Raw genomic sequence first — 13,293 nt, forward strand, 5'->3', positions numbered from 1 at the left:
ATCTTTCGGTTTGCTCTCTCCTCCTCGATCCCAACCGCTGGAAAATCTTGCAAAAAATCCAAAACAAATTTCTGGCGCCCTGATTTTATCCCTACAATAGAGTTTTAAGGTTGTGAGGTTGCCTGATGTCACACCGTGCTCATTTATTCTCGTTACGGATTTTTCATGCGCTGCGGGAGGCCGCCGCTGAAGGTTATGGTTTTCCGGCGCTCAGCAAAGACGTACTGGCCGGTATCAGCGTTGGCATTATTGCCATCCCGCTGGCGATGGCGCTGGCCATTGCTTCAGGTGTACCGCCGCAATACGGTTTGTATACCGCCATTATCGCCGGCTTTTTGATTCCACTTTGCGGCGGCTCCCGCTACAGTGTGTCAGGCCCCACGGCCGCTTTTATCGTTATTTTATATCCGGTCGTGCAGAAATATGGTTTAAGTGGTTTGTTGCTGGCGACAGTGCTGTCCGGTGCCATTTTGGTCGCAATGGCGATGTTACGGCTGGGGCGTTTTATTCAATATATCCCCGAAGCCGTCACCCTGGGCTTTACTGCCGGTATTGCCGTAGTGATTGCCACATTACAGCTACGCGATTTATTTGGCCTCAGTGTTGCCAGCATGCCCGAACATTATCTGGAAAAGCTGCAGGTGCTGTTACAAGCGGCGGACACAGCACATTGGCCGGCGATGGTCGTAGCCGGCGTGACTCTGTGGCTGATGCTGGCCTGGCCTAAACTGGGTAGCCGTATCCCACCGCATTTACCGGCAGTGATTGCGGCCACTTTGCTGGCCCTGGCACTGAATCATTTTGGTTATCCGGTGGAAACGATCGGCAGCCGTTTTCAGTACACAGCGGCTGATGGCAGTGTTGCCGCCGGTATTCCGGATATGCTACCCAGCCTGCAGTGGCCCTGGGATTTACCAGGCGCCGACGGCCAACCGCTGCAGTGGAGCTCTGAGCTGGTCAAAGATTTACTGACCGCCGCTTTTGCCATGGCGATGCTCGGCGCCATTGAATCGCTACTTTGCGCCATGGTGCTCGATGGCATGACAGGCCGGCGTCACAGTGCCAACAGTGAATTGCTGGGGCAGGGCATCGGCAACATAGTGGCGCCGTTTTTTGGTGGCATTACCGCGACTGCTGCACTGGCCCGTTCTGCAGCGAACGTGCGGGCTGGCGCTGTGTCGCCCGTTGCTGCCATGGTGCATGCTGGCGTGGTGTTGCTGGCGCTTTTTGCCTTAGCGCCGGTGCTGAGTTACCTGCCGTTAGCCGGTATGGCGGCCTTATTGCTGGTAGTTGCCTGGAATATGAGTGAAGCGCCCAAAGCACTGCATCTGATCAATACCGCACCGCGCAGCGACGTGCTGGTGTTCGCGGTGTGTTTCTCTTTTACCGTGTTGTTTGACATGGTGATTGCCATCAGCTGCGGCATCATTATCGCGGCGCTGCTGTTTGTGCGCGAAGTGGCCGAGATGACCAAAGTCGCCGATGTCACCGAAAACCCGAAGCTGGTTAACGAAAAACTGGCGCCCGGCAACAAGGTATTTCGCATCAGCGGGCCATTGTTTTTTGCTGCGGCGGACAGAGTATTTGCCGAGCTGGCGCTGTTATGTAAAGAGCAGCAACAAGTGGTGATCCTGATGGACGGCGTCACCTTACTGGATGCAGGCGGGCTTGCCGCTTTTGATAAATTCCTCACTGCGACCGCCAAAACTGAATGTCATGTGATGTTGGTTGACCTGCAATTTCAGGTGCTGAAAACCCTGGCGAAAGCCAAAGTGCGGCCTATTGACGGTTTATTGTCGTTTTATCCGACGCTGTCAGATGCGCTGAAGTTATTGCCCAAACGTCAGCCGGATGAGTTTGCCGGGTTGACGGCTTTGGATAATCCGGGTTTATAGCGCGGCATCGGAGCACATCTCGTCGCGGGCGCGCTGGCGCTTCGCGCTGCGACTGCTAAATTTTCATATTCATGCACAACACAGTCTGCGACAATAGTAGCCACATCGCGCCAGGCCTTGCCGCGCGTAGGTTGGCACGCTATGCATTTTTATGCAGCAGGATAAAGTGAATTTGAATAATATAAAAATTCATAAAAACAGCATAATAATTCTTGAAAGTGCATGAAAGCCTCTATACACTGGCCGCAGTTTTTGGTGTGGCCATTTTTTATTTAGCATTTGGAGACTGACCACAAGATGTCATCACAATCTGCCACCAGTTCAGTGATTCGCAGCGCAGTGTTAGGGGCCGCCGGTTATAGCGGCGCCGAACTTTGCGTGTTATTGGCGCGTAACCCTCACTTTGCACTCTGCCATGCCTATGCCTCTGCCGGGCGGCAGGCAGAGTCTTTTTCTTCCTTGTATCCGCGGCACAAAGGCCAGATTGACCTGCTGGTTGAACCCTGGACCGATGCCGAGATCGAGAATATCTGCGGCAATGTCGATGTCGCCTTTTTGGCGCTGCCGCACGAAGCTAGTGAAGAAGTTGCGCCAAAACTGATGGCTGCCGGCATTATCGTGGTGGATTTGTCCGGCGCGTTCCGGCTGAAAGACCCTGATTTATATCCGAAATATTATGGCTATGCCCATCAGCATCCTGAACTGATTCATGAAGCGGTGTATTCGCTGATGGAATGGCTGGACCAGCCGTTACCGCAATTGATTTCAGTGCCGGGCTGTTATGCCACTGCAGCGTCGTTAGCGCTGTTACCTTTAGTCAAAGCCGGCTTGCTGGCCGACGACAATATCCCGGTGATCAGCGCCACCAGCGGTGTGTCAGGTGCTGGCCGCAAAGCTGCGTTAAGCACTTCATTCTGTGAAGTTGGCCTCAACGCTTACGGCTTTTTTAAACACAGACACAGACCGGAAATTGAACAGAATCTGGGCCGCAAAGTAGTGTTCACGCCGCATCTTGGCAATTTTAAACGCGGTATTCTGGCCACCAGCGTTGTGACGTTAAAAGCAGGCGTCAGCGCAGAGCAGGTGAAAGCCGCTTTTGAGCAGGCCTACACCGGCAAACCGCTGGTACGGTTATTAAGCACGTCGCCGAATGTTGCGGATGTCGCCGGTACACCTTACTGCGATATTTTCTGGCAAATCGACGGTGAGCAGGTTGTCGTGGTGTCTGCGCTGGATAACTTACTCAAAGGCGCTGCTGCACAGGCGATGCAGGCCGCCAACGTCAAATTCGGCAAGCCGGAAACAGCCGGTTTACTCGGTGGTGGTGTTTGTCATGAATAAGTCACCATTAGTACTGAAGATGGGCGGTCGGCTGCTGGAAGATATGCAGGCGCTGGACAATTTACTGACCGTGATCAAAGGCCTGGCGGCTGAATATCCGCTGGTGCTGGTGCACGGCGGTGGCGCTCAGGTCGACAGCTGGCTGGCCACTTTTGGCTTTGAAACGCAAAAAATTGACGGCCAGCGTGTATCACCGCCTGAGCAAATGCCGGTGATCACCGGCGCTTTGGCCGGTGCGGTTAACGGCCTGATGGTGGCGCGGGCACAGCTTGCGGGCTTAAACGCCGTCGGTCTGACGCTGGCAGCAGGTCAAAGTCTGAAATTTGACGTCAACACCAAACTCGGTGCTGTCGGTATCGCCAAAGCTAACGATGGCACTTTGGTGAATACGTTGGTGCAAAACGGTTTTGTGCCGGTATTCAGTTCTATCGGTTTAAGTGACGACGGTCAGTTACTGAATGTGAACGCCGATATCGCTGCGGCTGCTATCTGTCAGCTGGTACAGGGTACTTTGGTATTGCTGACTGATGTGCCGGGCATTCTGGATGGCAATGGTCAGCTGATTAAGTCGCTGAACAGCTCACAGGCACAGGCACTGGTGGACTCTGGCGTTATTAAAGGCGGCATGAAAGTCAAACTCGACGCAGCGCTGGAAACGGCCGCAGCGCTGCGACGACCAATCATCGTTGCAGGCTGGCAACAGCCGGAAGATTTATTAAAGCTGATGCAACAGCAGGAAGTTGGCACTTGTATCAGTTGGTAACCCCACTGAGATCTGTTCACTAAAGCGCGGGCCCCTTTGATGGAACAAGGCCCGTTTGCCGGGCAGATTTCCTCAAAAAAGGTGGCCCTTAGCGGCCTTGTAGTGTGAAACATGAGTCAATTATCGCAGTTACTGTGTTTAGCGGATTTAAGTAAAAGCCAGTTGTCGGAGTTACTGACGCTGGCAGGACAGATTAAACAAAACCCAGACGACTATAGTCAGGCGTTAAAAGGCAAAAGCATTGCCTTGTTATTTGAAAAACCTTCGCTGCGTACCCGCGTCAGCTTTGATGTCGGTATTTACAAACTCGGTGGTCACAGCGTGTATCTGGACCAACAGAATGGCGCCTTAGGTGTACGCGAATCGGTGGAAGATTTCGGCTCTAACCTGGCGTGTTGGTGTGATGCGATTGTCGCGCGGGTTTATTCGCAGCAGACGCTGTTAAAACTGGCGTCCAGCAGCAAAAAACCGGTAATTAATGCGCTCAGTGACCTGTACCATCCATGTCAGGCCTTAGCTGATCTATTGTCCTTACAGGAAGTGCTTGGTGATTTGTCACAAGTGCATCTGGCTTTTGTCGGTGATGGTAACAACGTTTGCCATTCACTGATGTTAGGCGCAGCTATTCTTGGCATGAGCTTAACTGTGGTGACGCCACCGGGCTTTGGTCCGGATGCGCATGTGTTGTTGCGGGCACAGGCCCTGGCAGCACAAAGCGGCGCCAAATTGACACTGAGTCAGCATGTGTCTGCAGCCGCCGGCGCCGATGCAATTTATACCGACACCTGGTTGTCGATGGGCAACAAAGCCGATCCGGCGCAGATTGAAAAGGCTTTTGCGCCTTATCAAATCAATACCGCCGTGATGCAGCGCCTTGGCGCTAAACATTTTATGCATTGCTTGCCAGCGCATCGCGGGCAGGAAGTGACCAGCGAAGTGCTGGACAGCGATTACTCTTTGGTATTGCGGCAGGCGGAAAACCGGATGCATGCGCAAAATGCCGTTTTAGTCAGTTTATTCAGTTGAGGTTTGCGTGATGAGCGAATTAAAAAAAGGTGTGAAAAAAGTCGTTTTAGCTTATTCCGGTGGTCTGGACACCTCGGCCATCGTGCCTTGGCTGAAAGACAATTATGACTGCGAAGTCATCGCCTTTGTCGCCGACGTCGGTCAGGGGGCGGAAGACTTAGAAGGTGTGGAGCAAAAAGCGCTGAATTCCGGTGCCAGCAGCTGTTATGTCGTCGATTTAAAAGAGCAGTTTGTTAAAGAAGTAATTTACCCGACCATCAAAGCCGGTGCTGTGTATGAAGGCCAGTATCTGCTCGGGACTTCAATGGCGCGGCCAATTATCGCCCGCGCTCAGGTTGAGCTGGCGCTGAAACTGGGTGCAGACGCGCTTTGTCACGGTTGTACCGGTAAAGGTAATGACCAGGTGCGGTTTGAAGGCGCTTTTGCCGCCTTAGCCCCACAGTTAAAAGTGATTGCACCATGGCGGGAGTGGGAATTTAATTCCCGTCAGTCACTGCTGAATTATCTGGCCGAGAAAAAAGTGCCTACTACTGCTACTGCCACCAAAATTTATAGCCGCGACGCTAACTTATTCCACATTTCCCACGAAGGTGGCGAGCTGGAAAATCCATGGAACGAGCCGTCTGAACAAGTCTGGATGTGGACCAACTCTCCGGAACAAGCGCCGGATAAAGCCGAATATATTCAGCTCAGCTTTGAAAAAGGTGAACTGTCAGCGATTGACGGCAAAGCCGTGTCAGGCGTTGAAGCCATTGAACAGCTGAACAAAGCCGGTTCAATCCATGGTGTCGGCCGGATTGATATCGTCGAAAACCGTTTAGTTGGCATGAAATCACGTGGCTGCTATGAAACTCCTGGTGGCACTATTATCGTGGCCGCGCTGCGGGCACTGGAATCGCTGGTCTATGACCGCACCTCACTGAAATACCGCGAAGAAGTAGGCCTGGAAGTGGCGCAACTGGTGTATGACGGTCGTTGGTTCACGCCATTAAAAGATGCGCTGTTTGCCGCGTCGAACTCACTGGCAGAGCAACTGACCGGCGACATCGTAGTGAAACTGTATAAAGGTCAGGTCACTGTGGCGAAACGCCGTTCACCGAACAGTCTGTATTCTGAAGCTTTCGCCACTTTTGACGGTGATGAAGTGTACAACCAGAAAGATGCCGCCGGTTTTATCCGTCTGTACAGTCTGGCAAGCCGCATCCGTGCGCTGCACAGCGTGAAAGAATAACGCCGGAAAAAGTTTAAAAAACGCCGGGCTTGCCCGGCTTTTGTTCATCAGAATTGTTGAGGTTGGTTATGGCGATGTGGGGCGGCCGCTTTCAGGAAGCGAGTCTGGAAGAATTCCGGGCATTTAATGATTCATTGAGTTTTGATTATCTGCTGGCGCAGCAGGATATCGCCTGTTCGCGCGCCTGGGCCGGTGGTCTGCTGGAAGGCGGCATCATCACCGCCGACGAAGCCAAGGCGCTTGACCTCGCGCTGTCAGAGCTGGCTGATGAAGTCAGTGCTAATCCACAGCTGCCGCTACAGACCTCTGAAGAAGATATTCACAGCTGGGTCGAGCTAAAACTCGGTGAAAAAATCGGTGTCATTGCGAAAAAACTGCATACTGGCCGGTCGCGCAACGATTTGGTCGCGACCGATTTACGCTTGTGGAGCCGGTTAAATGCACAGCTGGTGCAGCAGGCACTGACCGGCGCTATTGGTGCTTTACTCAATTTTGCCCGCCTGCATCACGGCGCTGTGATGCCGGGTTTTACCCATTTACAACGCGCGCAGCCAGTGCTGGTCAGTCATTGGGCACTGGCGTACGTTGAAATGTTCCGCCGCGATTTAAGCCGGATTGAGGATGCACTGAAGCGCCTCGACAGCTGCCCGCTCGGTTCAGGCGCTTTGGCCGGCACCGGCGTGGCGATGGATCGGCAGGCGTTGGCACAGCGTTTAGGCTTTAGCCAAGCAGCGCGGAATAGTCTCGATGCGGTATCAGATCGCGATTATGTTGTTGAATTATCTGCCTGTGCCAGTATCTGTCTGACGCATTTATCGCGTTTATCCGAAGATGTGATTTTCTTCTGCTCCGGCGAAGCGGGTTTCTTTAAACTCGGTGATGCCATTTCCAGTGGCTCATCGCTGATGCCACAAAAGAAAAACCCGGACGTGTTTGAATTATTACGCGGCAAAACCGGCCGGGTTTTGGGCCATCTGGTAGCCATTCTGCATATTCTCAAAGGCCTGCCTTTGGCCTACAACAAAGATATGCAGGAAGACAAACAGGGCTTTTTTGATTTAATGAACACCTGGCAGCAATGTTTGCTGGTGCTGGCGACTTGTCTGCCGCATTTGTCAGTCAACGTCGAACGTTGCCGTAAAGCCGCAGAACTTGGTTATAGCAATGCTACGGACCTGGCCGATTATCTGGTCAGTAAAGGCATCGCCTTTCGCGATGCGCACGAATTGTCCGGTGAGCTGGTGCTAAAAGCGGCCGCCAAACAAGTGGCGCTGGAACAGCTGAGCCTGGCGGAACTACAGGAAGTCAGCGCACTCATCAGCGAAGATGTGTATCCGGCATTAACTATCGAAGCCGGTATGGCGAAACGCTCGGCACTGGGTGGTACTTGTCCGGTGCAGGTGGGGCAGGCCCTTAGTGCTGCCGAAGTCTGGTTTGAGGCGTTGGCCAAATAATCAATGCGCCATCTCTGAAATAACAAAGCCGCATTGCTGCGGCTTTGTTATTTCAGAGCAAAGCTACGCTTTAACGAAAAATATCAATCTCTGCCGGTTTTTGCTGGTCGGGTTGCAGCGGATTCACCGGATCGGCAAACTGCGTCGGTTCTGTGCCCTGCATGAAGTATTCAAATTCGCTGCTGTCGTCGCTGGCCTGGGTCAGCAAACCGGTTTTGCGGTCGATGCGCACTGAAACTATTCCAGTTGGGGTTGGCGGGAATTGTTCCGGTACATTTTCCAGCGCCAGTTCGGCAAAGTTCTGCCAGCTTGGCAGTGCCGTGGTGGCGCCGGATTCACCGCCTAAGGTGACAGAACGGCCCAACACACTTTCGGAATCATCAAAACCAACCCAGCTGGTGATGACTAAATCCGGCGTAAAACCGCTGAACCAGGCGTCTTTGACATCGTTAGTGGTACCGGTTTTCCCGGAAATATCACGGCGTTTTAACGCTTTTAGTTTATGTGCAGTACCGTTCCAGCCCGGGCCGCCCCAAATGGCACTTTTCATCGCTTCAGAGATCAAAAAGGCATTTTGCGCTGAGATCACCCGGGGCGCATATTGTTCGGTCGGTTTAACCGGATCTGTCACTGCTGAATCTGTTGCTGACGCGTTATCTGTTGCAGCGCTATCCTCTCCCTCCGGCGATGCTGCTTCAGACTGTGCCGTCTGAGCCGCAAGCTGTTCACACTGATCACAAACGCTGACGGCCTGGTGCTCGTAAATCAGGTTATTCTGGTCATCCAGAATTTTGGTGATGACATAAGGCTTCACCAGATAGCCGCCGTTGGCAAATACCGCGTAGCCCGTGACCAGTTCGAGCGGCGTTAGTGAGGCTGAGCCCAGCGCCAGAGTTTGGTTGCGCGGTAAATCTTTGGCGTGGAAGCCAAATTTGGCCAGATGATTAATGGTCGGTTCGATACCCACACCACCAATCAAACGGACCGACACCACGTTTTTCGATTTCGCTAAGGCTTCGCGTAAACGGATTGGGCCATCATATTCTTCCGGCGAGTTTTTTGGCCGCCAGGCCTGGCCTGAACCTTCGTCCCATTCATGAATGGGCGCGTCGTTAATCACTGATGCCAGGGTGTAGCCTTTTTCTAAGGCCGCTGAATAGATAAAAGGTTTGATATTAGAACCAACCTGACGGTTGGCCTGGGTCACCCGGTTAAATTGAGTCTGGCTAAAGCTGTAACCACCGACCAGTGCGCGAATGGCACCATCTTTGGGGTTCATTGCCACCAGAGCGCTGCTGGCTTGCGGCAGTTGGCTTAAGCGCCACTGGCCTTCCTGCTCCCGCACATAAATCAGCATGCCCGGAGCCAGAATCTGACCGGCTGCACTTGGGGCATTACCCTGACGTTCGTTGCTGATATAAGCGCGGGCCCATTTTAATCCATCCCACGGTAATTCAATTTTACGACCGCCTGAAATCATCACTTCGGCGCTTTGCGCCATGACCTGCGTAACAACTGCCGGCTGCAGTTTCTCAATACCGTCCTGCTCATCCAGATAAGCGAGGATAGCTTCATCCGACAAGCGTTTGTCTTCTTTAAAGCTGATAGTGCCGTCGGTATTGGTCACTTTCTCGGCCGGCCAAACGACTTTGACCGGGCCGCGGAAACCATGCCGCTCATCATAAGCGTGCAGATTGGCTTGCAGCGCATTGACGGCGCGGGTCTGCTGACGGGCGTCGACAGTGGTGAATACCTGAAAACCTTTCGAATAAGCTTCTTCTTCGCCGTAGCGGGCGACCACTTCCTGCCGTACCATTTCGGCCAGATATGGGGCTGAGGCAGTAACCTGTGCACCGTGTAATTTCGACACGATAGGAGCCTGAATGGCGTCGTCATATTCCTGCTGTGTGATGTACTTCTCTGCCAGCATACGGCCTAATACGATATTACGGCGGGCGCGGGCGCGACTCGGTGAACGCACCGGGTTCAACACAGAAGGTGCTTGTGGTAAACCGGCGATGATGGCGATTTCAGAAAGCGTCAGGTCCTGAATGTTTTTACCGAAATAGACTTGCGCCGCAGCGCCGACGCCAAAGGCGCGCTGACCGAGCTCAATCCGGTTTAAGTACAGCTCAAGGATTTCATCTTTAGTGAGCAGCTCTTCGATGTGGATGGCTAAAAAAGCTTCTTTAATTTTGCGGATAATTTTCTTTTCGCGGCTCAGAAAGAACAAACGGGCCAATTGTTGCGTGATAGTGGATGCACCCTGGCTATAGTCGCCAGTGGTGGCGACCACAGAAGCGGCCCGCATCACACCAATCAGGTCAATGCCCGGATGTTCATAAAAACGCGAATCTTCGGTGGCCAGCACCGCTTTGATCAGCATCGGTGGCATTTCGTTGAGTTTCAGCGGAATGCGGCGTTTCTCACCAAATTGGGAGATCAGTTCACCGTCCTGACTGAATACACGCATCGGCGTTTGCAGCCGGACGTCCTTCAGAGTTTCCACGCTCGGCAGGTCATTTTTCAGATATAGATAAGTGATGCCAACACTCAGAACAGCTAAGGTCAGACACGACAACAGGATAATGACAAGTTTTTTAAGCCAAGACACTGAATAGCCCCAATTTTTGCTGCCCTTTACCAAAATAGGCTGCTAGTATAAATTCATTAGTAGTTGTTGAAGCACATTGTTTCTGGTGCAAAAACAACGCACGCCACGGCGAAAACATAATAATCATAAGTTTGAGACGGCTGCAGGACGCTATGATAAACCGGTTGTTTCGTACGAAAAATCAATTAATCCTGGGCGTCGACATTGGCGCTCATACCGTTAAGGCTATTTTGCTGAGCCAACATGGCGAGCATTATAAAGTAGAAGCCTTGGCAATAGAACCTATGATTAAAGGTTCGATGACGGACCGCGAGATCCAGGATATCGAAGCCGTCGGCACTGTTATCGCCAAAATCCGCAAAAAAATTCCGAAAAATATCAAGTTTGCCGCCACTGCCGTCTCTGGTTCTACCGTCATCACTAAAGTGATTTTTATGGACGCCAGTCTGTCGGATGACGAGTTAGCCAGTCAGATTGAAGTAGAAGCAGACAGCCTGATCCCTTACCCACTCAGCGAAGTCAGCATGGACTTTGAGAAACTGGATCTAAACGTCAACGATCCTTCCAAAGTGAATGTGTTACTGAGTGCTGCCCGGACCGAAAGTGTGCAAAGCCGGGTGTCAGCGCTGGATGCCGGCAACTTCGCGACTAAAGTGGTGGACGTAGAATCTTATTGCCTCAGCCGCGCTGCTGAATTGTGTTTTCAGCAGTTACCACCCGATGCGCATGAAAAGCTGATTGCTGTCGTCGACATCGGCGCCACTATGACACTGATGAGTATTCTGGAAGGCGGCAAAACTCATTATACCCGTGACCAGATGTTTGGCGGGGAGCAATATACCCGCAGCATTATTTCCTATTACGGTAAAACTTACGAAGAAGCTGAGCAGGCTAAAGTCACGAACGACTTACCGCCGACTTACACTTTTGAAGTGCTGGCGCCCTTCCAGACTATGATTTTGCAGCAGGTACGCCGTGGCATTCAGATGTATCTGACTACTTCGGGTCGGGAGAGCATTGATTATCTGATTGTTTCCGGCGGTACAGCCTTGATTGAAGGTATCGACAAACTGTTGACCGAAGAATTGGGCATTCACACTGTTGTGGCGAATCCGTTCCAGCACATGGAAGTTGGGTCTGCGGTGGACCGGCAACAACTGATGCAACTGGCACCGCAATTAATGGTGGCTTGTGGCCTGGCGATGCGGAGTTTCTCATCATGGCATATCTGAACCTGCTGCCCTGGCGCGAAGCCCAGAAAAAACAACAACAAGCTCGTTTTATGACCACAATGACTGCCGCCTGTGTCGGTAGTTTTTTGTTGGTTTTTACTATCAGTGCAGTCTATAGCTCGATGATTGAAGGTCAGGATGGTCGCAATAACTACCTGCAGGGTGAAATTGCCATACTTGACCAACGTATTGCCGAAATTAAACAACTGGACGAAAAGAAAAAGAATCTGCAAAAGCGGATTGAACTGATTGCCCAATTACAAAGCAGCCGGAATCTTGGCACACAAATTATGGATGAAATCGCCAAAGTCACTCCGGCCGGCGTTTATCTGACTAATCTGGAAAAAAAAGGCCCATCTTTATTACTGGTGGGTAAAAGTGAATCCAACAACCGGTTATCCAACATGATCAGGTCCGTTGAGGCGTCAGAGTTACTGACGTCGCCACTGCTGGAATTTATTGAAGCTGGCAAAGATGATACCCAGCTGCTCAGTGATTTTAAAATGCACTTGATGGTAAAAGGTTTTGAAGCAGTTCAAGGCGCATCTAATCAGCCGAAACCAGCAGCGGGAGGCACAAAATGAGCCTGAATATTAATCTGGAAGAGCTGAATAATCTGGATTTAGCCAACATAGGTTCCTGGCCGCCGTTTGCCAAAACCATGATGATTGTGGTGTTCAGTATTTTGGTCGCCGTGCTCAGTTATTTTCTGTTAGTCGATGAAAAAATTACCTCACTGGAAGCCGCGGAGGCGCGGGAACAGGAGCTGCGCCAGACCTATCGCGCCAAATACGCAGCCGCGGTAAACCTGGAATTATATAAACAGCAGATGGTTGAGATGGAAGAAACTTTCTCCTACCTGTTAAAGCAGTTACCGGCTACCCATGAAACCCCTGGTTTGTTGGACGACATTACCTACGCCGGTACTTCAACCGGCCTGACTTTTGTCCGCATCAACTGGATGCCGGAAATCGAAAAAGATTTTTACACTGAACTGCCGATTCAGATTGATGTGGTCGGCGATTACCATCAGTTTGGTAACTTCGTCAGTGAAGTGGCCAAATTGCCACGTATTGTGTCGCTCCATGACTTTTCAGTGACCACCGATAAAGACGATCGGCTGGTTTTTAACGTTGTTGCCAAAACATACCGGTATAAGGAGGCGCCATGAGTCGTCAAACCGGCCGGGTTCTGGCACTGACTGCCGCATTGACCCTGTTGCAGGGTTGTAATGACTCGCTCACTGACATTCAACAGTTTATGGAATCGGTGAAGGCCAATACACCGGCGGGTATTCCACCGTTGCCAAAGGCCAAACCTTTTGTACATATCAGCTATCAGTCGGCGAATGCACGCAGCCCGTTCAGTGCTCCGCGTCCAGAGGCGGTGCAGGAACAATTCTCACAGTCGCAGGGCTGTCTGAGTCCGGATCCGGCGCGTCGAAAAGAGCCACTGGAAAAATTTGCTTTGGATAATCTGGCGATGCGCGGCACTCTGGGTGACGGCCAGGATGTCTGGGCGCTGATCGAAGCAGCTGATAAAACCTTGCACAGAGTCAGCAAAAATAACTACATTGGTTTATTTCACGGACGGATCATTCAGGTCGATCCTAACCAGATTGAATTAATTGAATTAATCCCGGACGGCGCCGGCTGCTGGAAAGAGCGGACGACGACCATGCAAATGGCCGACCCCAATGCCGCAGCGCGCAAATAAGGTGTGAGCATCATATGGATC

The 13,293-nt window shown here is 51.9% G+C and carries 11 protein-coding genes; 10 read left to right on the forward strand and 1 reads right to left on the reverse strand.

The features are described from left to right. The first annotated feature begins 125 nt into the window (after positions 1-125). From dauA to argH, 6 genes are all read left to right on the forward strand, one after another. Complete coding sequence (gene dauA / locus Q399_RS0107150) at positions 126-1,895, forward strand: C4-dicarboxylic acid transporter DauA (protein ID WP_031567192.1); 1,770 nt, start codon at positions 126-128, stop codon at positions 1,893-1,895. A 297-nt stretch (positions 1,896-2,192) separates the two neighbouring features. Next, the gene (gene argC / locus Q399_RS0107155) at positions 2,193-3,236 is read left to right on the forward strand and encodes an N-acetyl-gamma-glutamyl-phosphate reductase (protein WP_084164193.1); all 1,044 of its coding nucleotides are present in this window, start codon (positions 2,193-2,195) and stop codon (positions 3,234-3,236) included. After that, positions 3,229-3,999 carry an acetylglutamate kinase gene (gene argB / locus Q399_RS0107160; RefSeq protein ID WP_031567197.1) on the forward strand — a complete coding sequence of 257 codons (771 nt, stop codon included), beginning with the start codon at positions 3,229-3,231 and terminating at the stop codon, positions 3,997-3,999. Before argC ends, argB begins: the two co-directional genes overlap by 8 nt. A 111-nt stretch (positions 4,000-4,110) precedes the next feature. Then, entirely contained in the window at positions 4,111-5,025 is a 915-nt protein-coding gene (locus tag Q399_RS0107165; RefSeq protein ID WP_031567199.1) for an ornithine carbamoyltransferase, read from the forward strand. Positions 5,026-5,035: 10 nt separating this feature from the next. Continuing rightward, a complete protein-coding gene (locus Q399_RS0107170) occupies positions 5,036-6,256 on the forward strand; it encodes an argininosuccinate synthase (protein ID WP_031567200.1) in 1,221 nt (406 codons plus the stop codon). A 68-nt stretch (positions 6,257-6,324) separates the two neighbouring features. Beyond that, a complete protein-coding gene (argH, locus tag Q399_RS0107175) occupies positions 6,325-7,710 on the forward strand; it encodes an argininosuccinate lyase (RefSeq protein ID WP_031567201.1) in 1,386 nt (461 codons plus the stop codon). Between the two features lie 70 nt (positions 7,711-7,780). On the opposite strand, the gene Q399_RS0107180 is transcribed toward argH, so the two are convergent. After that, on the reverse strand, positions 7,781-10,324 hold the full coding sequence (locus Q399_RS0107180; RefSeq protein ID WP_031567203.1) for a penicillin-binding protein 1A: 2,544 nt from the start codon (positions 10,322-10,324) through the stop codon (positions 7,781-7,783). Positions 10,325-10,476: 152 nt separating this feature from the next. Between Q399_RS0107180 and Q399_RS0107185 the strand changes: the two genes are divergently transcribed. Genes Q399_RS0107185 through Q399_RS0107200 form a run of 4 tightly spaced genes read left to right on the forward strand, consistent with a single transcriptional unit; the run spans position 10,477 to position 13,272 of the window. Then, positions 10,477-11,556: a pilus assembly protein PilM gene (locus Q399_RS0107185; protein WP_031567205.1), complete on the forward strand. Its 1,080-nt coding sequence runs from the start codon at positions 10,477-10,479 to the stop codon at positions 11,554-11,556. Then, positions 11,544-12,140: a PilN domain-containing protein gene (locus tag Q399_RS0107190; RefSeq protein ID WP_031567208.1), complete on the forward strand. Its 597-nt coding sequence runs from the start codon at positions 11,544-11,546 to the stop codon at positions 12,138-12,140. Before Q399_RS0107185 ends, Q399_RS0107190 begins: the two co-directional genes overlap by 13 nt. Beyond that, the gene (locus Q399_RS0107195; protein WP_031567210.1) at positions 12,137-12,727 is read left to right on the forward strand and encodes a type IV pilus inner membrane component PilO; all 591 of its coding nucleotides are present in this window, start codon (positions 12,137-12,139) and stop codon (positions 12,725-12,727) included. The genes Q399_RS0107190 and Q399_RS0107195 overlap by 4 nt, the downstream gene beginning before the upstream one ends. Continuing rightward, positions 12,724-13,272: a pilus assembly protein PilP gene (locus Q399_RS0107200; RefSeq protein ID WP_031567213.1), complete on the forward strand. Its 549-nt coding sequence runs from the start codon at positions 12,724-12,726 to the stop codon at positions 13,270-13,272. Before Q399_RS0107195 ends, Q399_RS0107200 begins: the two co-directional genes overlap by 4 nt. Positions 13,273-13,293 lie beyond the last annotated feature (21 nt).

It is taken from the genome of Rheinheimera texasensis DSM 17496 (assembly GCF_000711985.1).
In the GTDB taxonomy this organism is placed as follows: Bacteria; Pseudomonadota; Gammaproteobacteria; order Enterobacterales; family Alteromonadaceae; genus Pararheinheimera; species Pararheinheimera texasensis.

Coding starts and splice junctions, on each gene's coding strand:
- Q399_RS0107190 (WP_031567208.1), top strand. CDS start 11,544: ATGGCATATCTGAACCTGCTGCCCTGGCGCGAAGCCCAGAAAAAACAA.
- dauA (WP_031567192.1), top strand. CDS start 126: ATGTCACACCGTGCTCATTTATTCTCGTTACGGATTTTTCATGCGCTG.
- Q399_RS0107195 (WP_031567210.1), top strand. CDS start 12,137: ATGAGCCTGAATATTAATCTGGAAGAGCTGAATAATCTGGATTTAGCC.
- Q399_RS0107200 (WP_031567213.1), top strand. CDS start 12,724: ATGAGTCGTCAAACCGGCCGGGTTCTGGCACTGACTGCCGCATTGACC.
- argB (WP_031567197.1), top strand. CDS start 3,229: ATGAATAAGTCACCATTAGTACTGAAGATGGGCGGTCGGCTGCTGGAA.
- Q399_RS0107165 (WP_031567199.1), top strand. CDS start 4,111: ATGAGTCAATTATCGCAGTTACTGTGTTTAGCGGATTTAAGTAAAAGC.
- Q399_RS0107170 (WP_031567200.1), top strand. CDS start 5,036: ATGAGCGAATTAAAAAAAGGTGTGAAAAAAGTCGTTTTAGCTTATTCC.
- argH (WP_031567201.1), top strand. CDS start 6,325: ATGGCGATGTGGGGCGGCCGCTTTCAGGAAGCGAGTCTGGAAGAATTC.
- argC (WP_084164193.1), top strand. CDS start 2,193: ATGTCATCACAATCTGCCACCAGTTCAGTGATTCGCAGCGCAGTGTTA.
- Q399_RS0107185 (WP_031567205.1), top strand. CDS start 10,477: ATGATAAACCGGTTGTTTCGTACGAAAAATCAATTAATCCTGGGCGTC.